Source organism: Ornithinimicrobium tianjinense (assembly GCF_014636495.1).
In the GTDB taxonomy this organism is placed as follows: domain Bacteria; phylum Actinomycetota; class Actinomycetes; order Actinomycetales; family Dermatophilaceae; genus Ornithinicoccus; species Ornithinicoccus tianjinensis.
In genome coordinates this window covers 255284-275724 of sequence record NZ_BMEM01000003.1, presented here as the reverse complement: position 1 = coordinate 275724, position 20441 = coordinate 255284, and the positions used below count along the sequence as shown (strand labels likewise).

Here is a 20441-nt window from a genome sequence, read left to right as displayed (position 1 = left end):
GGCACCATGTCCGCCCCTGCCCCCTCGGTGCTCTGGCTGCGTCGCGACCTCCGGGTGGGCGACCACCCCGCCCTGCTCGCGGCCCAGGAGGCCGCCGGGGCGACCGGCACGGTCGCGCTCTTCGTGCTCGACCCTGCGCTCTGGGCCGGGGCCGGACCGGTCCGGAGGGCCTGGCTCTCAGCGAGCCTGCGCGCGCTCGACGGGGACCTCGACGGGCGCCTCGTCCTGCGCCTCGGCGACCCTGCGGAGGTCGTCCCCGCCGTGCTCGCGGAGGTGGGCGGCAGCTCCGTGCACGTCAGCCGTGAGACCACCGGGTATGGCGCGCGCCGGGACGGGCGCGTGCGTGCGGCGCTGCCGGACGGCGGGGCGGGGTGGGTGGAGACCGGCACGCCCTACGCCGTCGGTCCGGGACGGGTGCGCAACGGGTCGGGCGACCCCTACAAGGTGTTCACGCCCTTCTCCCGGGCCTGGCGAGAGCACGGCTGGCCCGCGCCGGCGCCGCGCCCCTCCCACCTCGACCTTCTGGAGCTGCGCTCCGACCCCGAGGCGGAGCGTCTCCTGGACGAGGCGTCGGGCGCCGACGACCTGCCCGAGCTGCCCGAGCCGGGCGAGACGGCGGCCCTGCGCCGCTGGCAGAGCTTCCTCGAGGAGGACCTGCCGACCTACCACCTCGACCGGGACCGACCGGCGCTCGAGGGGACCAGCCGGCTCTCGGCATACCTCAAGATCGGGGCGCTGCACCCGCGCACCCTGCTCGCGGACCTCACCGGGGAGACCGGGGAGGGCGCGGAGCGCTACGTCACCGAGCTGGCGTGGCGCGAGTTCTACGCCGACGTGCTGCACCACCGTCCCGACAGCGCGTGGCGAGACCTGCGGACCGAGCTCGCGGCGTTGCGCTACGAGGAGCCCGAGGACGCGGTCGAGGCCTGGCGGCAGGGGCGCACCGGCTACCCGATGGTCGACGCCGGCATGCGGCAGCTGCTCGCCACGGGCTGGATGCACAACCGGGTGCGGATGGTGACCGCGAGCTTCCTCACCAAGGACCTGCACGTCTGGTGGCCGGTGGGCGCCCGGTGGTTCCTCGAGCGGCTCGTGGACGGCGACGTCGCCTCGAACAACCACGGTTGGCAGTGGGTCGCCGGCACCGGCACCGACGCGGCGCCTTACTTCCGGGTGCTCAACCCGGTCTCCCAGGGCGAGCGGTTCGACCCCGACGGCGACTACGTGCGGTGGTGGGTGCCGGAGCTGCGGCACCTCGCCGGGTCAGCGGCGCACCGACCGTGGGACCACCCGGACGGCTACGCGCACGGCTACCCACGGCGTCTCGTCGACCACGCCGAGGAGCGGCGTGAGGCCCTGGCCCGGCACGCCGCCGCCCGGCGCTGAGATCAGATCCCGTCGACGAACGCCCGCGCCACCTGCGCCGGGTCCTGGCCCTCGCTGACGACCTCGACCATCATCGCGGTGAGGTTCTCCGTCGTCAGCGCGGCCGAGACGGCGTTGAGCGCCTCCTCGACGGCGGGGTTGACCACGTCGCTGCTGATGAGCGGCACGACGTTCTGGGCTGCGAAGAGGGACTCGGGGTCCTCCAGGACCACGAAGCCGTTCTCCTGGATCGCCGGGTCGGTGGTGAAGATGTTGGCGGCGTCCACCTGGCCGTTCTTCAGGGCTTGCACCGTGAGGTTGGAGCCGGCCGCCAGCGAGCGGAACTCGCCGAACTCCAGGCCGTAGACCTCCTTCAGCCCGTCGACACCGTTGGGCCGGGTCTCGAACTCGGGGGGACCGCCGAGCACCAGGTCGCCCTCCTTGCCCTTCAGGTCGGCGATCGAGGTCAGGCCGAGCTCGTCGGCGGTCTCACCGGTCACGACGAGGCTGTCCTTGTCCTCGGCCGCGCTGATGTCGAGCAGCTGCAGCCCCTCGGGCAGGTTGGCCTGGGCGTCGGCGAGGACCTCCTCGGAGGAGGTCACGTCGATCTCGGGGTTGAGGAAGGTGGCCAGCCCGCCGGTGTACTCCGGGATGAGGTTGATCGAGCCGTCCTCCAGGCCGGCCATGTAGGCCTCCCGGCTGCCGATGTTGAGGCGCTTGGTGACCTCGACCCCCGCGTCGTCCAGGGCGGCCGCATAGATCTCGGCGAGCAGGACGTTCTCCGGGAAGTTGGCCGACCCGACGATCACCTCACCGTCTCCGGTGCCGGCTGCCGCCTCGGAGGAGGTGCCTGCATCCTGGGACCCGGAGCGGCTGCCGGCGTCCAACGGGTCGCCGCCTCCTCCGCAGGCGCTCAGGGTCAGGGCGGCGCCCAGGGCGAGACTCAGGACGGGGACGGACGTGCGACGCATGCTGTTCCTCCGGTTGGTCGACTCTGGTGTCCAACGGTGCCACGCGCCACCGACAGTCGCGAGCGCTGGCACGAAGGGACAACACCCCGCCCGCTCCAGGTATGCCGCGTGCCCGGTCATTGGGCCCGCGCAGCGAGGCGCAGCCCGGGCGAGACCGCCAACCGGCCGACGAGCGCCAGGAGCTGGTCGACCGCCAGCGCCAGCACGGCCACGACCAGCGCGCCGCCGGCCATCTGCGCGTAGTCCCGGCTCGCCTGGCCGTCGATGAGGAAGCGGCCCAGCCCGCCGAGGCCGACGATGGCCGCGATCGTGGCCGTGCCGATGATCTGCAGCATCGCCGCGCGCAGACCCGACAGGATCAGCGGCAGCGCTCCCGGGATCTCCACCTGACGCAGCACCTGCGCGCCCGTCATCCCCATGCCGCGCGCGGCGTCGCGGGCCGCGGCGTCGGTGGCCTCGACCCCGGCGTAGGTGCCGGAGAGGATCGGCGGGATCGCCAGGACGACCAGCACGATGAGCGCCGGCAGCTCGAAGGCGAGGTCGCCCCGCAGTCGGGGCAGGAGGAGGAGCACCGCGACGAAGAGCACGCCCAGGCTCGGTATGGCGCGCACGCCCCCCGCGAGGTTGACCGCCAGCCAGCGCAGCCGGCCGGTGTGCCCGACCCACAGCCCCACGGGGACCGCGACGAGCGCCGCGACGAGCAGGGACACGAAGGACAGCCGCAGGTGCTCGAGGCTGCGGACGAGGATGCCCCCGGGGCCGGTCCAGCTGGCGGGGTCGGCGAGCCACTCGAGGGTCAGGCGGACGGTCTCGTTCATGCCGGGACCCTCCGGTGCAGCCAGGGCGTCAGCAGATGCGCGACGACGGCGATCGCCGCGTCGAGCAGCACCGCGAGCACCACGCACGCCCCGATGCCGACGAGGATCGGGCCCATGTCGTTGCGGTTGAAGCCGTCGGTGAACAGCTGGCCGAGCTGGCTCACCCCGATGAGCGCGGCGATCGAGACGATCGAGACGTTGCTCACCGCGGCCACCCGCAGACCCGCCGCGATGACCGGCACCGCCAGCGGCAGGTCGACCGCGCCCACCCGACGGAGCTCGCCATACCCCATGGCGGTGGCGGCCTGGCGGACCGGACCGGGGACCGAGCCGAGGCCGTCCGCGACGCTGCGGGTCAGGAGCGCGACCGTGTAGAGGGTCATGGCCACGAGCACGTTGACGTCCGAGAGCACCTTGGTGCCCAGGACGAGGGGCAGCAGGATGAAGAGGGCGAGGGACGGGATCGTGTAGAGCAGCCCGGTGCCGGCCACGAGGGGCGGACCGAGCCAGCGCACGCGGGTGGCGAGCCAGCCGAGCGGCAGGCTGACGACCAGACCGATGAGCAGCGGCACTCCGGCGAGGTAGAGGTGGCGCAGGGTGAGGTCGATGACCGTCGACCAGGGGACGCCGCCGATCACCCGCCCCGCACCTCTCGGGCGTGCTGCTCGGCCGCCTGGCTCAGGTCGCGGTAGCGCTCGTAGCGGGCGACGACGCTGCCGACGAAGCGCTCGACGAAGTCGTCGGCCGGGGCGGCCAGCAGCTCGGTGGGGGTGCCGAGCTGGGCGATGCCGCCGTCCCGCATGACCGCGACGGTGTCGCCGAGGGTGAGCGCCTCGTCGATGTCGTGGGTGACGAGGACGACGGTGATGCCGAGGTCGCGCTGGAGACGGCGCACCTCCTCCTGCAGGTCCGCGCGGACCAGCGGGTCGACCGCGCTGAACGGCTCGTCCATGAGGACCAGCTCCGGGCCGCTCGCCAGAGCGCGGGCCACCCCCACGCGCTGCTGCTGGCCGCCGGAGAGCTGGCTCGGGTAGCGCCGCGCCTGCTCCTGCGTGAGGCCGACGCGCTCGACGGCCTCGAGCGCAGCCGTCCGGGCGCGCGCGGTGTCCCAGCCGAGGAGGCGGGGCACGGTCATCACGTTGGCAAGCACGGTGCGGTGGGGGAAGAGGCCCGCGTGCTGGATGACGTAGCCGATCGAGCGGCGCAGCTCGGCCGCCGGGCGGGCCGCGATGTCCTGGCCGTCGATGGTGATCGTGCCGGAGGTGGGCTCGACCATCCGGTTGACCATGCGGAGCGTCGTCGTCTTGCCGCAGCCGGAGGGGCCGACGAGCACCGTGATGCCGCCGCGCGGGACCTCGAAGGTCAGGTCGCGGACGGCGTCGGTCCCGTCGGGGTAGCGCTTGGTCACGCTGTCGAAGCGGATCACCGTCGCAACCCTAGTGGCGGCACAGGGCCGGCGCGCGGCGTGCGGCTCAGGCGGACGGCGTCCCGACGAGCTCCCGCTCCCTGCGGTTGGCCCGCAGGCTGGTGGCGGTGGTCACGGCGAGCGCCCCCACGATGACGACCAGCGAGGCCACCGTCGGGACCGTCGGGACGCCCTCCCAGACGCCGTGCGCCCAGTGCAGGGTCAGCTTGACGCCGATGAAGGCCAGGATCACGGCGAGGCCGTAGCCGAGGTGGCGCAGCCTGCCGAGCATCCCCTCGAGGACGAAATAGAGCGCGCGCAGGCCGAGCAGGGCGAAGGCGTTGGTCACGAACACCAGGTAGGGGTCGCCGGTGATCCCGTAGACCGCGGGCACGGAGTCGATCGCGAACACCAGGTCCGTGCCCAGGATCGCCAGGACGACCAGCGCCAGCGGCGTCAGCGCCCGCCGTCCAGCCTGCGGCACCGACAGCCGGGTGCCGTGGTAGGTCTCGGTCACGGGGTAGAGGCGCCGCACCACCCGGACGATGCGCAGCTGCTCGACGTCGACCTGGTGGCCGCCGTGCCTGGCATCGCGCAGCACGCCCCACGCCGTGACGAGCAGGATGGCGCCGAACACCAGGAAGGTCCAGGAGAACTGCGCGATGAGGGCGGCGCCGAGCGCGATGAAGATGCCGCGCATCACCAGAGCGCCCGCGATGCCGATGAGCAGCACCCGCTGCTGGAGGACCCGGGGCACGGCGAAGGCGGACAGGATCAGGATGAAGATGAACAGGTTGTCGACCGACAACGACTTCTCGACCAGGTAGCCCGTGTAGTACTCCAGCCCGATGGTGCGGCCGTGCTCGGCCCACACCCAGACGCCGAAGGCGAGCGGGAGCGCGACGTAGAAGACCGACCACCCGACCGCCTCGCGCATCGACACCTCGTGCGGCCGGCGGGTGATGAGGAAGTCCAGGAGGAGCAGGGCCAAGACGGCGCCGATGCTGATCCCCCACAGGGACAGGTCGGCGATGGTGCTGGTGGTGGCGGAGGATGAGGCTGCGGTGGCAGCGGACAGGGACATCAGGACCTCGTGACTGACGGTGCGAGGTCTCCTTCACCCTGGCGGGCGAGCTGCCGGGCGGGGCACGAACCCCGCGCAATGACCGACAGCTACTTGGGAAGTACTCCCCTCGTGACTGCAGAAAAATAGCACACGCCCGATCGGCGACGCCAGCCTAGAAGCCCAGGTCCTCGTCCTCGAAGGACCGTCGCAGCGCGTCGACCGTCGTGGAGCGTTCGCGAACGGCGAGCCGGCGCAGGACCGGGGTCATGAGGCGGTAGGGCCCGTGCGTCTCGAGCCTCGAGTCGTGCCGCACCCGGGTGGTGCGCTCGTCGACGGCCTCGAGGGTGTAGCCCGGCCAGCCCTCGGCCAGCAGCTTCCCGGAACGTCCGCGTATCCACCAGTGGTAGACGATCCGGCGCGGGGGGTCCAGCTCCAGGACCTCGCCCGGCGTCGGCCCCATCACGGTGCGGTCGACGTAGGTGGTCCCGACGACCACGTCCCCCGGCGAGGTCTGCTCGGTGCGCCGCCGGATGCTGCCCTTGCGTGGCATCCACCGGTTGTGCCCCTCGATGTCCGCCAGCCGCCCGAACACCTCGTCGACCGGCGCCCGCACCACCCGCTCGAGCTCGAAGTCCACCACGCCCATGCCCCATCGTGGCGCACCCCGACCGGGCCCACAAGGGTTCGCTAGCCTCCGAGGATGAACCTGGCCGACCTCACCGCGACCCAGCTGTCCGCCGGCTACGGCGCGGGGACCTTCTCGGCCGTCGACGTGGCCGAGGCCGTGGCCCAGCGCATCGACGCGCTCGAGCCCGAGCTCAATGCCCTGTGGCACCGCGACGACCCGGCCGACCTGCACCGCGCGGCCCACGCGTCGGCCGAGCGCTGGGCCGAGGGCCGCCCGCTCTCGCCGCTCGACGGCGTGCCGGTGACCCTGAAGGAGAACATCGCCCGCGCCGGCGTCCCGATGCCGTCGGGCAACGCCGGCGTGACCCCCGTCGTGCCCACGGAGGATGCGCCGATCGCCCGCCGGGTCACGCAGGCCGGGATGCTGGTCGTCGGCTCCACGACCATGCCGGACTGGGGCATGCTCTCCTCCGGCCACTCCAGCCTCCATGGCCTCACCCGCTCACCGCTCGACCCCTCGTGGTCGACCGGCGGCTCCAGCTCGGGCGCCGGCGCGGCGGCCGCGGCGGGCTACGGCCCGCTCCACGTGGGCACCGACATCGGCGGATCGATCCGGCTGCCGGGCACCTGGCTCGGGCTCGCCACGCTCAAGCCGAGCGCCGGGCGCATCCCCCTGCACGCGCCATACCTGGGGCGGGCCGCAGGCCCTCTGGCGCGCTCGGTCGAGGACTGCGCGCTCCTCATGAGGGTGCTCTCCGGCCCCGACCCGGTCGACTGGACGAGCCTGCCCGCGCAGGACCTGGACTGGAGCCTCTCCCCGCGCGACGTGCGAGGCCTTCGCGTCGGCGTCTGGACGGACCCGGGCTACGGCGTCGCGCCGGAGCGCGAGGTGGTTGCCGCCACCCGCCGCGTCGCGGACGCGCTCGCCGACGCCGGCGCGGACGTCGTGGAGGTGGGGCCGTGGCTCGGGCAGGAGCACCTCGACGGGGTCGACCGCTTCTGGCGTGCCCGCTCGCTCGCCGACTTCCGGCGTCTCACCACCGAGGCGCAGGCGCGCGTGTTGCCCTACATCGCCGACTGGGTGCGCGGGGCGGAGGGGCTGAGCGGCCTGGAGGTCATGGACGCGTATGCCGCGTTCGGGCAGGTGCAGGCCCTCACCGTGCGGGCGTGGGCCGGGGCCGGCGACCCCGATCTCCTGCTCTCGCCCGTCGCCCCGGTCGCCGCGCCGCCGGCAGAGCTCCCCATGCCCTACCCGGACGGGGGTCGCGGGCTGTGGCACATCAACTTCACGATGCCCTGGAACATGACCGGCCAGCCCGCAGGGACGGTGCCCACCGCAGCGATGCCCGACGGGCGGCCGATCGGCGTGCAGGTGGTGGGCCGGCCCTTCGACGACGCGGGCGTGCTGCGCGCGATGACCTGGTGGCAGGAGCCTGCTGCCGGGTCCTGACGGCTGTCAGCGCCGGCGCCGCGCGAGCAGCCAGCCGCCGGCCGCCACCGCTCCCGCGGCCAGCCCGGTGCCGGCCACCGCGAGGGCGTGGTGCGGGTCCGGCTCCAGCCCCTCCATCGCGCGTCGGACCGCCTGCCGGTAGGGCGTGACCCCGCCCTGGGGCGCGCCGACCAGCTGCTCGAGATCGCGCTCGCGGCAGACCACCTCGTGGACGAGCGAGCCGACGAGGGGCTTCGCCACGCCGGAGGAGACCGGGGTGACCAGCCCGACCCAGTGGCTGGCCAGCCACGGGGTCAGCACCGGCACGGTGACGATGAGGCGGCGCCGCTGCCCGGTCTCCTCGGCGAAGGCCTGGAGCATCTCGCGGTAGGTCAGCACGTCGGGGCCGCCGATGTCGAAGGTGCGGTTGACGTCCGGCGGCAGCCGGGCCGCCGCCACCAGCCAGTGCAGCACGTCGTCGACGCCGATGGGCTGGATCCGGTTGTCCAGCCACCGCGGGGCGATCATCGCGGGCAGCCGGGTGGCGAGGTAGCGCAGCATCTCGAAGCTCGCCGACCCCTCACCGATCACGGTCGCCGCCTGGAGCACCGCGGTCGGGACGCCGGAGCCGAGCAGGATCTGGCCCACCTCCACCCGCGAGGCCAGGTGCGTCGAGAGCGGCCCGTCCGGGTGCAGACCGGACAGGTAGACGATCCGCGAGACACCCTCCTCCCGGGCGGCCCGCGCGAAGCCCTGCGCCAGCTCCCGGTCCCGCCGCGCGAAGTCGCCCTTGCCGTCCATCGAGTGGATCAGGTAGTAGGCCACGTCCACGTCCCGCAGGGCGCGCCGCAGGTCATCGTCGACCGTCGCGTCGCCGCGTCGCACCTCGACGCGGTCGGCCCACGCGGCGTCGGGCGGGCCGGAGCGGGTGAGGACGCGCACGGCATACCCCTCCTCGAGCAGGCGCGGGACGAGGAGGCCGCCGACATAGCCGGAGGCGCCGGTGACGAGTGCGGTGGAAGGTTTCATGGGTCACCTCAGGAGGGTCAGGAGGGGCGGGAGGATGAGCAGCATGCCGGTGGACCACGTCACGTGCGTGACGACCGGTCCGAGCACGCCACCGGTGACGCGGCGCTGGAGGCCGCAGACGAGACCGAGGCAGGCGGCCGCGAGGACGAGCAGCGGCACGCCGGTGACGACGGTGGTGAGCGCGTAGAGGACGGTGGTCGCGGCCACCGTCCAGCGCTCCGGGATCGCGGCGTAGAGGGCGCCGCGGAAGAAGACCTCCTCGGCGACCCCGTTGACCATGGTGAGGAGGAGGACGAGCACGAGCGAGCCGTACCGCGCGTGGTCGAGCAGGTCGTCGACCGGGCCGCGCAGGACCCTCACCTGTGCCACGACGAGCGCACCCGCGCAGAAGATCGCAAGCAGCAGCGCACCGAGGGCGAGCGACTGGACGACCGGTCGGGCGTCGGCCGTGCCGGCGCGGGTGTGCGCCCGCCCGAGGTAGAGCGGGCCGGAGAGGAACGCCCCCACGAGCCAGGTCAGCGCGAGGGTCGTGGTCCCGAGGTAGAAGAGCGGGTCGCCGGGCCGCAGGCTCAGCGACCACCAGAGCAGGGACGCGCCGACGAGGAGGGTGAGCGTCGACACCATGCGGCGTCGGCGCAGCACGGCGGGTAGGTCCCGCCGGTGCCGCGGCACCTTGGTCACGAGCGCCGCGGTGAGGAAGGCCCGCAGCTCGGTCACCGGGTTCACGCGTCCCATCCTGGGCCCTCCCTCTCACCTCGCGCAGGTCGAGTCTATGACAAACCTTTGACAAACCTTATGCATAGGGTGGACACTGGTCACCTGCCGGACCGTCCGGCCCCTGAGTCGAGGAGGACTCCCATGAAGAAGATCGCTGTCGCCCTGGCCGCTGTTGCTCTCACCGCCACCGCTGCCGCCCCCGCGAGCGCCGCCTCGCACCCGGACACGGACTGCATGCGCGCCGGCATGTCCGTGCTCAAGGAGGCCGGGCTGTTCCCGACCGTCGCCGCGGGCGGCCTGCCCATCGAGACCGCGGTGGCCGTCGGCGTCACCGTCCGTCCGGGCGCCGACATCTCCGGCGTGCCGAACCCGATCCCGCTGAGCGTCGTGCTCGCCGACCACCGCGCCGGCGACCACAGCCTCTTCGTCTACCCGTGGTGCGGCTGAGCACCGCAGGCCGGGTCCCTGACGAGCACCGGGCCGCCAGAGATGTCCCTGGCGGCCCGGTGCGTCGCGTCTGCGGGTCAGGGCAGCTCGACGACGGTCGAGCTGGGCTCGCTGTCGTCCCTGCGGCCGGTGAGCGCCCTGACCGTGCTCACGGCGGTGCCGACCAGCGAGTCGCCGCCCCAGTAGTGCGCGGTGTCGCCGGACACGCGCAGGACGACGTTGTCCGGGTTGTCCGGACCGCCCTCCATGAACATGTCCGCGCCCTTGGACCACAGCTGCTTCACGAGCGCGCGGTCCTCGACGATCGTCGCGGTGCCCGCCAGCGACACCCAGGCCTTCATCGACGAGTAGGCGACGTTGACCCGCGGGTCCGCCCGCACGTCGGCGGCGACCGGGCTGCTCGAGCGCACCAGGAAGAGCACGTCACCGTCCTCCTCGGCCAGCTGCGTCGACAGCGGTCGGCTGGTGAGGCGATCCTCGGGGGAGCTGGAGTCCACGGTCGTGACCATCGCGATGTCCATGCCGGAGATCAGCTCGTGGACCTTCTGCACGTCCGCCGGGTCGTCGCTCACGCGCACCGGGTCGGCGGGGCTCGTGTCGTGGTGCTCGGTCATCGCATCTCCTTCGTCCGGGTATGCCGACGCGCCCGTCCGGGCGCGTCCGTCCCGTTCACGCTAGCGCCGGTCCCGCCATCCGGCAGGTCGTGGCACCACCCCCGCAGGACCCTTCACCGAGGAGGACGACCATGAGCGAGTCGGTCTGGGACTACCCGCGTCCACCGGCGGTGGACGCCACCGGCGGCGAGGAGGTGCGGGTCGTCCTCGGCGGGACCGAGGTGGCCCGCACGACCCGGGCGCTGCGCGTGCTCGAGACGTCGCACCCGCCGACCTACTACCTGCCGCAGGCGGCGTTCGTCCTAGGCGTCCTGCGGGCGGCCCGCGACGGGCACCCCACCGTCTGCGAGTTCAAGGGCACCGCGACCTACTGGGACCTGGTGGTCCCCGGCGTCCGCCTGCCCCGGGCCAGCTGGAGCTACGCCTCGCCGCGCCCCGGCTTCGAGCTGCTCCGGGGTCACGTCGCCCTCATGCCCGGCGCCGTGGACGGTGCCACCGGCGTGGCCGACGGCTGCTTCGTCGACGACGAGCGGGTGCGCGCCCAGGAGGGCGGCTTCTACGGGGGCTGGATCACCTCGCGCGTGACTGGACCGTTCAAGGGAGCGCCGGGCACCCGGGGCTGGTGACCTTCAGGCGCGAGCGCCGCTGCGGCCTCAGGCGCGGCGGACGACCGCGGTATGCCGCGGGCGCGCCAATGCCCGCCCCCCGAACGCAGCGACCAGGACCACGGCGAGAGCAGCGGCATACCCGACAGCGTCGTTGCGCAGGTCGCCGACGAACCGGCCGACCGAGACCCACGCCAGCCCCCAGACCACCGCGGCGACGAGAGCGGCCTGGAACGTCCGGTGCGGGGTCCGGGCGAGGAGCACGGCGACCAGCGCCACGACGACCGCCAGGACGACCAGCGTGACCACCGTGGGGCCGAGCCCGTCCTCCGGCACGCCCAGCCCGACCAGCCACAGCGCGACGTTGGCGCACGTCGCCACGCAGATCCAGCCGAGGTAGAGGCCGTAGGTCACCCCCACGAGCAACCCCGACTCCCAGCCCTCGTCGGGCAGCTGCGCCGTCCGCGCCAGCACCAGTCCGAGCGACACCGCGATGCCCGCGATGACGAGCACCGAGACCGTCACCCAGCCGGCCCGGACGACGAGCAGCCAGATCCCGTTGAGCGCGAGCGAGGCCGCGGCGGGCAGCCGGCTGCGTGCCGCCCAGCGCGAGCCCTCGGCCCGCGGCAGCCACTGCCACAGGACGTAGGCCGCGAGGAAGAGGTAGATGACGGACCAGATCGCGAACGCCGGGCCGTGCGGCGCGATGAGCGTCGTGCTGTCGGTGAACAGGCCCTCGCCCTGCTCCTCGACCCCTCCGGCGTCGCCGACGAGCCCGGTGCCGACGAGGGTGCCGAGCACCCACACGACCGCCGAGACCGTGACGATCACCTGGTCGCGGCGCAGGGAGGACGGGCGCCGAACGTCGGAAGACATCAGCCGACCTCCCCTCGCACGAGGCTGTCGCCGCCGTGGCCGGGGTCGCCGTCGACGCGCTCGACGGAGATGTCCACGAGCGGGTACTCCCCGAGGTCGAGACCCGGCGGCAGCAGGAAGTCCCCGGAGGTGCCCTCGAGCACCCCGAGGGTGACGAGCCCGGAGACGTCCGGGCGCAGCAGCCAGACCTCGAGGTAGCCCTCGCCCGGCTCCGGAGCCTCGTCCAGGGTCACCCGCAACCGCTGCTGACCGTCGACCTCGACGACCTCGGCCGACCCAGCCGGGGCGGAGGGCACCAGCGGCGCGAGGGACCCGCTGGCGAGGACCAGCCCGGAGTCAGGCCGGTCGGCCAGCTCGACCCCGGCCCAGGTCACGAGCGCGCCGACGGCTGCCGCTGCGAGCAGAAGGGGCCAGCGGGACGGGCGGGCGGCGGAGGGCGGGGCCGACGTCTGCGAGCGCGGCCGCAGCCGGGTCACCTCGCTCTCGGCGCGCACCCCCTCGACCACGGCCTCCCAGACGTGCGGGGGTGGTGGCTGCTCCACCACGCCGGCGCGACGCAGCAGCACACCCACGCGGTCCTCGCGCAGGCGGGCCTCCTCGAGCTCGTCGTTCATCGGGCACCTCCCATGCGGGTGCGGAGCCGGGCCAGGGTCCGGGTGGTCTGGGTCTTGACGGTGCCGAGCGGCAGGTCGAGCAGCTCGGCGATCTCCTTCTGCGTCCGGTCGTGGACGTAGGCCAGGAGCAGGATCTGCCGGGGCGGGTCGCCGATCCGCTCGAGCTCCTCGTAGAGCGCGAGCAGGTCGTCCCGGTCGGCGTCGTGCAGGACCCCCTCGGGGGCGGTCCCGTCGTGCAGGGTGCTGGGCACCTCGGCCGTGCGGTGCCGCTGCCGGAGCAGGTCGGCGACCGCCCGGCGGGTGATACCCACGAGCCACGCGCCGAGCGGTCCCTGCGCCGGGTCGTAGGTCTCGCGGCGCCGCCACGCCGACAGGAACACCTGCTGGGTGACGTCCTCCGCCTCCGTCGGTCCCACCGCGCGGGCCGCCAGCCCGTGCACCAGGGGGCTCCAGCGCCGGTAGGCCCGCTCCAGCGCGTCCTCGGCGCCGGCGTCCCACGCCTGCGCGATGGCCGCGTCGGCCGCGGTGCCGTCCGTCATGGGCACCACTGTAGAAGGAGCGAGCGTCATCCGAGCGGCACCGCGGTCACCACGAGGTTGTCGGTGTAGTGGCCGGTGCGCGGCGACCAGTCCCCGGCGCAGGTCACCAGGCGCAGCACCGGGTCGCCGTCGCGCCGAAAGATCTCGTCGACGGCGAGGTCGGTCTTGGCGACGCTCTCGCCTCCCACGATCCGGTATGCCGTGCTCGTCCCGTCGTCGAGCTCGACCACGACCTCGGCGCCCGCCTCCACCCGGCCCAGCGCCAGGAAGGCGCCCGGGCCTGTCGTGGTGTCGACGTGCCCTGCCACCACGACGGATCCAGAGGTGCTGCCGGGGGCGGGGCCGTACCGGTACCACCCTGCGCGGTCGGGCCGCTCAGGGATCTCCATCTGCCCGTCCTCGGTGATCGCGACCGGGTCGATCGCGACCTCCAGGCCCACCGAGGGGACGGTGAGCCGGACCGGGACGGCCCGCTCCTGCGCCGGCTGGAGGGCGGCGGAGGAGCGGCCGGGCCGGGGAAGGGCGGCCGCGGAGGTGGTGGTCGGCCCGTCCTCGGCCGTGGCGCCGTCGCGGTCGTCCACGGTCGCGGAGGTCCCGAAGTCCACGGACCCGGGGACCCGCTCGTGCAGGAGCCCGCGCACCGCCCAGCCGGCGACCACCAGGCAGGCGAGCGTCACCGCGAGCGCGACGACGTTCACCCGGCTCGGCCGGCGGGCGGTGCCGCGGGTGCTGCCCACGGTCAGACGCGCTCGGCGCGGGCGACGTAGCGACCGGCGACGACGGCGCCGGCCACCCCGGCGAGAGCCAGCACCAGCAGGGCGCCCGGAGCGGCGAGCCCGCCCTGGCCGGACGGGACGCCCTCGGGGGCGCTGTGCAGGCCGTCGATGGTCTGGACGGCAAGGTCGAGCGTGCCGTCCTCGGCGGAGCCCCACGCATAGACGATCGTGTTGACACCCTCACCGAGGTCCAGGTCGGCCGGGCCGAGGACCACGTCCTCCGTGCCGGCCAGCACGACGTCGGCGGAGACGGTGCCGGCCGGGAGGTCGAGGACCTCCTCGTCCGGGTTCGTCAGCCCCTCGATCACCGGGCTGCCGCCGGCACGGACGTCCACGGCGGGTGCCGCCGCGGCGTGCCGGACGGTGAGGCGCGCCTCGCCCGCGGCCGTCGCCGAGACGTCGTTGACGAAGGCGGACAGCATCGGGGCGCCACCCTCGTCGAGGTGCGCGGCGAGGGTGAGGTTGGCACCGCCGGGCACCTCGAGGCCCTCGGCGGACAGGGCCGGCTCGGCCGAGTCGGGGGTGTCGCCGTCGGCGTAGATCGCGATGTCGTAGCTGCCCGCGGGAAGCATCATCGGGTCGGTCAGCGTTCCGGGCGCGAAGTCCGGGATCGTCTCCTCGCCGTTGACGTAGACGTCGACGGTCAGGCCGGGGACGCCGTGCAGGACGGAGACGGTCGCCTCGTGCTCGTCGGCCGCGGCAGGAGCGGCGAAGGCCGCCGCGGTGGCGCCGGCCAGGAGGACTGCGGTGGTGGTCTTGCGCATGGTGGCTCTCCTCGGTTCCGGGGCGGACCGTTCCGCCCTCACCCCTCACTACGGCGCTGACCCCTCGATTGGATTCAACCTTTGTCAAAAGTTTGTCACACGATCGTCCCACCCCACCGAACGCGCCGTGTGGTGACTCCCGGCCCCACCGAACGCGCCGTTTCAAAGCACACACTTCCGGCAAGGATTCGTTGGACGTGACCAACGAATCCTTGCCGGAAGTGTGCGTCACGAGACCGGTCGCTCTGCGGGGCTGGCGAGCGCGCGGTGTGGTGACATCCCACACCAACCTTTGACCCGACTGGCGTCCAGGGTTTGTCCAAAGTGCAGTAGGCTACCTCTCCGAAGGAGGTGAGCGCCGTGCCCTACACCGTCAAGCAGGTCAGCTCGCTGACCGGGATCGCGGCTGACACTCTGCGCGCGTGGGAGCGCCGCTACGGTGTGGTGAGCCCGAAGCGCACCGAGTCGCGCTACCGGCTCTACGACGACGCGGACCTGGAGCGCCTGCGCAGCATGGCCCGCCTTGTCGCGTCCGGCAGCCCGGCCTCGCTCGCCGCCCAGCAGGTCCTCGCGGAGCTGCCGGAGACGCGGGTGGCCGAGACGCAGGCGGCCGAGCGCCTTCCCGCCGCACCCTCGGTCCCTGCGGATCCCTCCCTCATGAACTCCTCCGCCACGGGGCCTAGGCCCGTTCCAGACGCTGCACCGAGCGCCTCCGTCCCCGCAGCCGATACTCTCGTCGGCCCGGCCCAGAACCTGGACCGGGCAGAGGTCGACCGCATCCTGGATCAGGCCTTCGCATCGGGCTCCTTCGAGTCCGTCGTTGAGCACTGGCTGCTTCCGGCCCTCCAGGGTCTTGGTGACGCGTGGGTCGACGGACGGGTGGACGTCGCCGGTGAGCACCTCGTCAGCGCTGCCGTCCGCGACCGGCTGGGCCGCGCGTTTGACGCCGCAGGCATCGCCCTCGGCGGACCGGTCGTCCTGGCCGGGCTGCCGCCGGGCTCGCTCCACGAGCTGGCCTCGCTGGCGTTCGCGACCTGCCTGCGCCGATTGGGGGCTGACGTGCGCTGGCTGGGCAGTGACGTCCCGGAGGACAGCTGGGTCCACGCCGCAGACCGCCTGGCGCCGGCGGCCGTCGTCCTCTCGGTGCCGATGATCACCGACACAGAGGCCGCGGCCAACGTCGTGCGGCGGCTGAAGGCGTCCCACCCCGACCTGCCGATCTACGTGGGCGGACGGGGGGCTGCGTCCCAGACGGTGAGCGGCGCGACGAGGCTGCCGCCGTCCGTCGCCGGTGGCGCTCGCGAGGTCGCCACCCGGCTCCTCGGCGCCTGACGGTGACACCTCGATGAGTGGCTCGTGCACGCCATCCGTGTGATCGCGTGCACAGGTCACCCGGTGAGTGGCTCGTGCACGCCATACCGCTTGGTCGCGCGCTCAGGTCACTCCGGTGAGTGACTTACGCTTGCGAAACTGCTCGCGTCTATCGTTTGTCAAATGTTTGTCCAATGGTGCATGCTGGTGCCACGCGACAGGTCCGGACCTTGCAGAAGGTCCTCGACGCACAGAGACGAGCCCGCCATGACCACCATCGCTGCACCTCCCGCCCCGGCGGTCCTCCCACCGGCCCACGAGCGGTTCTTCGCCGCAGGTCACGACCAGGTCGTCGACGAGCACGATGCGGTGCTCTGGGACGTGCTCCGCGGCCTGACCCAGGGCGGCAAGCGCTTCCGCCCCGCCCTGCTGGTGCACCTGCACGCCGCCCTCGGCGGCCAAGACGCCCACGTGGCAGCCGCGGTGGCCGACGCCGTCGAGCTGCTCCACACCGCCTTCGTCATCCACGACGACGTCATCGACGGCGACGAGGTGCGCCGCGGGCGGCCCAACGTCGGCGGGACCTTCGCGGCCCGCGGGCTGGCCGACGGAGCCACCCCGGAGCGGGCCCGCCGCTACGGCGAGGCGGCCGGCATCCTGGCCGGCGACCTCGCCCTGGCCGGCGCCGTGCGCGAGATCGCGTTGTGCGGCGCCCGGCCCGACGTCACCGTCCGGCTGCTCGACCTGCTCGAGGAGGTCCTCCACCGCAGCGCCGCCGGGGAACTCGCGGACGTGCGGGTCAGCCTCGGCGGCCGGGTCACGCTCGCCGACGCCCTCGACGTGGCCGAGTGGAAGACGGCGGCCTACTCCTTCGAGCTGCCGCTCCAGGCCGCGGCGATCCTGGCCGACGCCCCGGAGGACGTGGTGGCCGCGCTGGGCGCGGTCGGCCGCTGCCTCGGCGTGGCCTTCCAGCTGCAGGATGACCTCGACGGCGTGTTCGGCACCGCCGAGCAGACCGGCAAGGACCCGCTCTGCGACCTCCGCGAGGGCAAGTCCACGGCGCTGATCACGATCGCGCGGTCGAGCTCGCGGTGGGCACAGCTGGCCCCGTTCGTCGGCGACCCCGACCTCACCGAGGACGGCGCCCGTCGCGCGCGTGAGCTGCTCGTCGCCTGCGGCGCCCGGCGCGCGGTCGAGGCGCTGGTCCACGACCTGCGCGGCGCCGCCGTGGCCGGGGTCGACCGGCTCCCGGAGCCGGCCCGCCGGACGCTGCTGGACATGATCACGGTCCTGCTCGGTGCCCCCGTCCCCGCACCGCAGGCCGCGACCCCGGAGAGGGGGGCCGCCTGATGATGCTCCTGCGCGGGCGCGGCGGCGCCGCCACGACCTCCTACGACGACGCCGCCCGCGCGAGCGCCGCGTGCGTCATCGGCCACTACTCCACCTCCTTCGGCTGGGCGACGCGCCTGCTGCAGGAGCCGGTGCGGACCCACGTCCGCTGCATCTACGCGCTCGTCCGGGTCGCGGACGAGCTCGTGGACGACGAGAGCCAGCCCTGGGACCGTGACCAGCGCGCGCGGATGCTGGACGGGCTCCACCAGGAGACGCTGGCCGCGATCGAGACCCGCGGCAGCGCCAACCTGGTCGTGCACGCCTTCGCGCTGACCGCAGCCGAGCACGGCATCGGCGCCGACCTCGTCGACCCCTTCTTCGCGTCCATGCGCGCCGACCTCACGGTGAGCACCCACGACCAGGAGAGCCTCGAGGGCTACGTCTACGGCTCCGCGGAGGTCGTCGGCCTGATGTGCCTGCGCGTCTTCGTCGGTGGGGACGAGCAGCGCTACGCCGCCCTGGCACCCGGGGCACGCCGGCTCGGGGCCGCCTTCCAGAAGGTCAACTTCCTGCGGGACCTGCACGCCGACCAGAGCGAGCTGGGCCGCGTCTACTTCCCGGGCGTCGACCTCGCGACCTTCAGCGACCGCGAGCGCGACCAGCTGCTCGACGAGATCGACGAGGACCTCGCGGTCGCCGCGCAGGCCATCGCCCAGCTGCCCCCCAGCAGCCTACCGGCCGTGCACGCTGCGCACGGGCTCTTCTGCGCGCTCTCCGAGCGTCTCCGCGCCACGCCCGCCCAGCAGATCGCCCGCGAGCGCGTCCGGGTCCCCGACCACGTCAAGGCCCAGATCCTGGCGCGCAGCGCCGTGGTGGCCCGATGAGGCGCGTCGCCGTGATCGGCGGCGGGATCGCCGGCCTGGCGACCGCCGCGCTGCTAGCCCAGGACGGGTATGACGTGGAGCTGTTCGAGCAGCGCCCCACCGTGGGCGGGCGCGCGGGTTCGCACGAGGTGGGCGGGTTCCGCTTCGACACCGGCCCCTCGTGGTACCTCATGCCCGAGGTCTTCGACCACTTCTTCCGGCTGCTCGGCACCTCGGCCGAGGAGCAGCTGGACCTGCGGGTCCTCGACCCCGCCTACCGCGTGTTCTCCGAGGGAGCACCCGGCCAGGTGCGACCGGGGCCGCTGGACATCACCGCGGACACCGCGACCAACGTCGCGACGTTCGAGGCGGTCGAGGCGGGCGCGGGGCGCCGGCTCACGGCATACCTCACGTCGGCCTCGGAGGCGTATGACGTCGCCGTCCGCCACTTCCTCTACACGAGCTTCACCTCCCCGCTCGCCCTGGCGTCGCCGGACGTGCTGCGGCGCCTGCCCCGGCTGCTGCCGCTGCTGACCCGCTCGCTCGAGGACTTCGTCGCGGCCCGCTTCACCGACCGACGGCTCCAGCAGGTGCTCGGCTACCCCGCGGTCTTCCTCGGCTCCTCGCCGGACCGCGCCCCGAGCCTCTACCACCTGATGAGCGCGATGGACCTCACCGGCGGGGTGCTCTACCCGCAGGGCGGCTTCACCCGGCTCATCGAGGCGGTCGCCGACCTGGCACGCGAGCAGGGCGTCCGCATCCGCACCGGCGCCACGGTCACCGAGGTGACCACCGCCTCGGTGGCACCGAGGACCATCGGCGGAGGCCGGCGCCCCTCCCGCCTGCGCCGCGGGCCCCGCGCCCGCGTCACCGGGCTGCGCTGGCGCGACGCCGACGGCCTGGAGCACGTCCACGCGGCCGACCTCGTCGTCGGGGCCGGCGACCTGCACCACCTGGAGACCCGGCTGCTGCCCACGCACCTGCGCACCTACCCGCAGTCCTACTGGGACCGGCGCACCTCCGGCCCCGGGGCCGTGCTCGTGCTGCTCGGCGTGCGCGGCGAGCTCCCGCAGCTGCCCCACCACTCCCTCTTCTTCACCCACGACTGGCGGGCCAACTTCGACGCCATCTTCGCCGGTCGCGTGCCCGCGCCGGCGTCGGCCTACGTCTGCAAGCCGTCAGCCACCGACCCCTCGGTCGCGCCCGACGGACACGAGAACCTCTTCGTCCTCGTCCCCGTGCCCGCCGACCCCGAGCTCGGGCGAGGCGGCGCGGACGGCCGCGGCGACGCGCAGATCGAGGCCGTCACCGACGCGGCCGTGGCGCAGGTCGCCGAGTGGGCGGGGGTGCCGGACCTGGCCGACCGCGTGGTCGTCCGCCACACCATCGGCCCCGGCGACTTCGCCGCCGACCTCTCCGCGTGGCGCGGCGGGATGCTCGGCCCGGGTCACACGCTGAGGCAGAGCGCGATGTTCCGCTCCCGCAACGCCTCCCGGCACGTCGACGGTCTGCTCTACGCCGGCTCCAGCACGATCCCCGGGATCGGCCTGCCGATGTGCCTGATCAGCGCCGAGCTGGTGCTCAAGCGCCTGCGCGGCGACACCTCCACCGGCCCCTCACCGGAGCCCGCCCCCGGAGCCCGCCCCGTCACCAGAGAGGTCCATGTATGACGCCGCCCGGCACCCCGCCCGGCACGCCTGCCGCCGACACGACGCCCGACGAGGTCGTCCTCCTCGACGAGCACGGCACCCCCACCGGCACCGCACCGCGCGCCAGCGTGCACGGGACCGACACGCCCCTGCACCTGGCCTTCTCCTGCCACCTCTACGACCGGGACGGCCGCGTGCTGCTCACCCGCCGCGCCCTCGGCAAGCGCACCTGGCCCGGTGTCTGGACCAACGCCTTCTGCGGCCACCCCCGCCCGGGCGAGGACCTCGTGGACGCGCTGCGCCGGCACGCCCGGCACGAGCTCGGCCTCGAGGTGACCGACGTCGAGCCGCTCCTGCCCGACTTCCGCTACCGCGCCGTGGACGCCTCCGGGACGGTCGAGAACGAGGTCTGCCCCGTCTTCACCGCCCGCACCACCGGGACCCCGCGCCCGCACCCGGACGAGGTCATGGAGCTGCGCTGGCTCAGCCCTCAGGAGGTGACCGACGCCGCGACGGCGGCGCCGTGGGCGTTGAGCCCGTGGCTCGTGGAGCAGCTGGCCGAGGTCCGGGCCGCGGATGCGCTGGCTCGGGTCGCGCCCGCCCCGGCAGGCTCCTAGCGTGCAG

23 protein-coding genes are annotated in these 20441 nt (G+C 73.8%); 9 read left to right on the top strand and 14 right to left on the bottom strand.

The genetic code is table 11. The annotated features are described in order from the left end of the window. Positions 1–6: 6 nt before the first annotated feature. The gene (locus IEV65_RS11080) at positions 7–1386 is read left to right on the top strand and encodes a cryptochrome/photolyase family protein (protein WP_188430768.1); all 1380 of its coding nucleotides are present in this window, start codon (positions 7–9) and stop codon (positions 1384–1386) included. A gap of 2 nt (positions 1387–1388) precedes the next feature. On the opposite strand, the gene IEV65_RS11075 is transcribed toward IEV65_RS11080, so the two are convergent. The 6 genes from IEV65_RS11075 to IEV65_RS11050 all read right to left on the bottom strand — a co-directional run bounded on the left by IEV65_RS11075 (position 1389) and on the right by IEV65_RS11050 (position 6271). Further along, a complete protein-coding gene (locus IEV65_RS11075) occupies positions 1389–2336 on the bottom strand; it encodes an ABC transporter substrate-binding protein (protein WP_188430766.1) in 948 nt (315 codons plus the stop codon). A gap of 116 nt (positions 2337–2452) precedes the next feature. Then, the gene (locus IEV65_RS11070) at positions 2453–3154 is read right to left on the bottom strand and encodes an ABC transporter permease (protein WP_188430764.1); all 702 of its coding nucleotides are present in this window, start codon (positions 3152–3154) and stop codon (positions 2453–2455) included. Continuing rightward, on the bottom strand, positions 3151–3792 hold the full coding sequence (locus tag IEV65_RS11065; RefSeq protein WP_188430762.1) for an ABC transporter permease: 642 nt from the start codon (positions 3790–3792) through the stop codon (positions 3151–3153). Before IEV65_RS11065 ends, IEV65_RS11070 begins: the two co-directional genes overlap by 4 nt. Further along, positions 3789–4580 carry an ABC transporter ATP-binding protein gene (locus tag IEV65_RS11060; RefSeq protein ID WP_371870167.1) on the bottom strand — a complete coding sequence of 264 codons (792 nt, stop codon included), beginning with the start codon at positions 4578–4580 and terminating at the stop codon, positions 3789–3791. The genes IEV65_RS11065 and IEV65_RS11060 overlap by 4 nt, the downstream gene beginning before the upstream one ends. A 46-nt stretch (positions 4581–4626) precedes the next feature. Further along, positions 4627–5643: a TerC family protein gene (locus tag IEV65_RS11055; RefSeq protein ID WP_188430760.1), complete on the bottom strand. Its 1017-nt coding sequence runs from the start codon at positions 5641–5643 to the stop codon at positions 4627–4629. Between the two features lie 154 nt (positions 5644–5797). After that, positions 5798–6271: an SRPBCC family protein gene (locus IEV65_RS11050; protein ID WP_188430758.1), complete on the bottom strand. Its 474-nt coding sequence runs from the start codon at positions 6269–6271 to the stop codon at positions 5798–5800. Positions 6272–6325: 54 nt separating this feature from the next. On the opposite strand from IEV65_RS11050, the gene IEV65_RS11045 reads away from it, so the two are divergent. Beyond that, complete coding sequence (locus IEV65_RS11045; RefSeq protein ID WP_188430756.1) at positions 6326–7702, top strand: amidase; 1377 nt, start codon at positions 6326–6328, stop codon at positions 7700–7702. Positions 7703–7708: 6 nt separating this feature from the next. Here the strand turns inward: IEV65_RS11045 and IEV65_RS11040 are convergent, their stop codons facing one another. Together IEV65_RS11040 and IEV65_RS11035 are read right to left on the bottom strand one after the other, a co-directional pair. Further along, positions 7709–8710, bottom strand: a complete 1002-nt coding sequence (locus IEV65_RS11040; protein WP_188430755.1) for an NAD(P)H-binding protein — start codon at positions 8708–8710, stop codon at positions 7709–7711. Positions 8711–8713: 3 nt separating this feature from the next. Beyond that, on the bottom strand, positions 8714–9445 hold the full coding sequence (locus tag IEV65_RS11035) for a CPBP family intramembrane glutamic endopeptidase (protein ID WP_188430753.1): 732 nt from the start codon (positions 9443–9445) through the stop codon (positions 8714–8716). Between the two features lie 123 nt (positions 9446–9568). Between IEV65_RS11035 and IEV65_RS11030 the strand changes: the two genes are divergently transcribed. Continuing rightward, entirely contained in the window at positions 9569–9874 is a 306-nt protein-coding gene (locus IEV65_RS11030; protein WP_188430751.1) for a hypothetical protein, read from the top strand. A 77-nt stretch (positions 9875–9951) separates the two neighbouring features. Here the strand turns inward: IEV65_RS11030 and IEV65_RS11025 are convergent, their stop codons facing one another. Then, positions 9952–10488, bottom strand: a complete 537-nt coding sequence (locus IEV65_RS11025) for a pyridoxamine 5'-phosphate oxidase family protein (RefSeq protein ID WP_188430749.1) — start codon at positions 10486–10488, stop codon at positions 9952–9954. A 131-nt stretch (positions 10489–10619) separates the two neighbouring features. Here IEV65_RS11025 and IEV65_RS11020 point away from each other — a divergent pair, with 131 nt between their 5' ends. Next, the gene (locus tag IEV65_RS11020) at positions 10620–11114 is read left to right on the top strand and encodes a DUF427 domain-containing protein (protein ID WP_188430747.1); all 495 of its coding nucleotides are present in this window, start codon (positions 10620–10622) and stop codon (positions 11112–11114) included. A gap of 27 nt (positions 11115–11141) precedes the next feature. Here IEV65_RS11020 and IEV65_RS11015 read toward each other — a convergent pair whose 3' ends face one another. The 5 genes from IEV65_RS11015 to IEV65_RS10995 are packed head-to-tail and all read right to left on the bottom strand — an operon-like array spanning position 11142 to position 14662. Then, positions 11142–11969 (bottom strand): TspO/MBR family protein, encoded by an 828-nt coding sequence (locus IEV65_RS11015; RefSeq protein WP_188430745.1) that lies wholly within the window; start codon positions 11967–11969, stop codon positions 11142–11144. Then, positions 11969–12583 (bottom strand): anti-sigma factor, encoded by a 615-nt coding sequence (locus IEV65_RS11010; protein WP_188430743.1) that lies wholly within the window; start codon positions 12581–12583, stop codon positions 11969–11971. Before IEV65_RS11010 ends, IEV65_RS11015 begins: the two co-directional genes overlap by 1 nt. Continuing rightward, positions 12580–13122, bottom strand: a complete 543-nt coding sequence (locus IEV65_RS11005; RefSeq protein ID WP_188430741.1) for an RNA polymerase sigma factor — start codon at positions 13120–13122, stop codon at positions 12580–12582. The genes IEV65_RS11010 and IEV65_RS11005 overlap by 4 nt, the downstream gene beginning before the upstream one ends. Before the next feature lie 26 nt (positions 13123–13148). Further along, positions 13149–13859, bottom strand: a complete 711-nt coding sequence (locus IEV65_RS11000; protein WP_188430739.1) for a class F sortase — start codon at positions 13857–13859, stop codon at positions 13149–13151. A gap of 2 nt (positions 13860–13861) precedes the next feature. After that, positions 13862–14662, bottom strand: a complete 801-nt coding sequence (locus tag IEV65_RS10995) for a DUF4397 domain-containing protein (protein WP_188430737.1) — start codon at positions 14660–14662, stop codon at positions 13862–13864. Between the two features lie 351 nt (positions 14663–15013). Here IEV65_RS10995 and IEV65_RS10990 point away from each other — a divergent pair, with 351 nt between their 5' ends. The 5 genes from IEV65_RS10990 (at position 15014) to idi (ending at position 20434) form a co-directional block, all read left to right on the top strand. After that, a complete protein-coding gene (locus IEV65_RS10990) occupies positions 15014–15994 on the top strand; it encodes a MerR family transcriptional regulator (RefSeq protein WP_229735186.1) in 981 nt (326 codons plus the stop codon). A gap of 246 nt (positions 15995–16240) precedes the next feature. Then, positions 16241–17323: a polyprenyl synthetase family protein gene (locus IEV65_RS10985; protein ID WP_188430733.1), complete on the top strand. Its 1083-nt coding sequence runs from the start codon at positions 16241–16243 to the stop codon at positions 17321–17323. Beyond that, positions 17323–18189, top strand: coding sequence for a phytoene/squalene synthase family protein (locus tag IEV65_RS10980; protein ID WP_229735185.1), 867 nt, complete (start codon positions 17323–17325; stop codon positions 18187–18189). Before IEV65_RS10985 ends, IEV65_RS10980 begins: the two co-directional genes overlap by 1 nt. After that, entirely contained in the window at positions 18186–19838 is a 1653-nt protein-coding gene (gene crtI / locus IEV65_RS10975; RefSeq protein ID WP_188430731.1) for a phytoene desaturase family protein, read from the top strand. Before IEV65_RS10980 ends, crtI begins: the two co-directional genes overlap by 4 nt. Further along, positions 19835–20434: an isopentenyl-diphosphate Delta-isomerase gene (gene idi, locus IEV65_RS10970; RefSeq protein WP_188430729.1), complete on the top strand. Its 600-nt coding sequence runs from the start codon at positions 19835–19837 to the stop codon at positions 20432–20434. The genes crtI and idi overlap by 4 nt, the downstream gene beginning before the upstream one ends. The last annotated feature ends 7 nt before the right edge of the window (positions 20435–20441 follow it).

Coding starts and splice junctions, on each gene's coding strand:
- IEV65_RS10980 (WP_229735185.1), top strand. CDS start 17,323: ATGATGCTCCTGCGCGGGCGCGGCGGCGCCGCCACGACCTCCTACGAC.
- IEV65_RS11015 (WP_188430745.1), bottom strand. CDS start 11,969: ATGTCTTCCGACGTTCGGCGCCCGTCCTCCCTGCGCCGCGACCAGGTG.
- IEV65_RS11025 (WP_188430749.1), bottom strand. CDS start 10,488: ATGACCGAGCACCACGACACGAGCCCCGCCGACCCGGTGCGCGTGAGC.
- IEV65_RS11070 (WP_188430764.1), bottom strand. CDS start 3,154: ATGAACGAGACCGTCCGCCTGACCCTCGAGTGGCTCGCCGACCCCGCC.
- IEV65_RS11055 (WP_188430760.1), bottom strand. CDS start 5,643: ATGTCCCTGTCCGCTGCCACCGCAGCCTCATCCTCCGCCACCACCAGC.
- IEV65_RS11030 (WP_188430751.1), top strand. CDS start 9,569: ATGAAGAAGATCGCTGTCGCCCTGGCCGCTGTTGCTCTCACCGCCACC.
- IEV65_RS11005 (WP_188430741.1), bottom strand. CDS start 13,122: ATGACGGACGGCACCGCGGCCGACGCGGCCATCGCGCAGGCGTGGGAC.
- idi (WP_188430729.1), top strand. CDS start 19,835: ATGACGCCGCCCGGCACCCCGCCCGGCACGCCTGCCGCCGACACGACG.
- IEV65_RS10995 (WP_188430737.1), bottom strand. CDS start 14,662: ATGCGCAAGACCACCACCGCAGTCCTCCTGGCCGGCGCCACCGCGGCG.
- IEV65_RS11040 (WP_188430755.1), bottom strand. CDS start 8,710: ATGAAACCTTCCACCGCACTCGTCACCGGCGCCTCCGGCTATGTCGGC.
- IEV65_RS11050 (WP_188430758.1), bottom strand. CDS start 6,271: ATGGGCGTGGTGGACTTCGAGCTCGAGCGGGTGGTGCGGGCGCCGGTC.
- IEV65_RS11010 (WP_188430743.1), bottom strand. CDS start 12,583: ATGAACGACGAGCTCGAGGAGGCCCGCCTGCGCGAGGACCGCGTGGGT.
- crtI (WP_188430731.1), top strand. CDS start 18,186: ATGAGGCGCGTCGCCGTGATCGGCGGCGGGATCGCCGGCCTGGCGACC.
- IEV65_RS11045 (WP_188430756.1), top strand. CDS start 6,326: ATGAACCTGGCCGACCTCACCGCGACCCAGCTGTCCGCCGGCTACGGC.
- IEV65_RS11020 (WP_188430747.1), top strand. CDS start 10,620: ATGAGCGAGTCGGTCTGGGACTACCCGCGTCCACCGGCGGTGGACGCC.
- IEV65_RS10985 (WP_188430733.1), top strand. CDS start 16,241: ATGACCACCATCGCTGCACCTCCCGCCCCGGCGGTCCTCCCACCGGCC.
- IEV65_RS11035 (WP_188430753.1), bottom strand. CDS start 9,445: ATGGGACGCGTGAACCCGGTGACCGAGCTGCGGGCCTTCCTCACCGCG.
- IEV65_RS11080 (WP_188430768.1), top strand. CDS start 7: ATGTCCGCCCCTGCCCCCTCGGTGCTCTGGCTGCGTCGCGACCTCCGG.
- IEV65_RS11075 (WP_188430766.1), bottom strand. CDS start 2,336: ATGCGTCGCACGTCCGTCCCCGTCCTGAGTCTCGCCCTGGGCGCCGCC.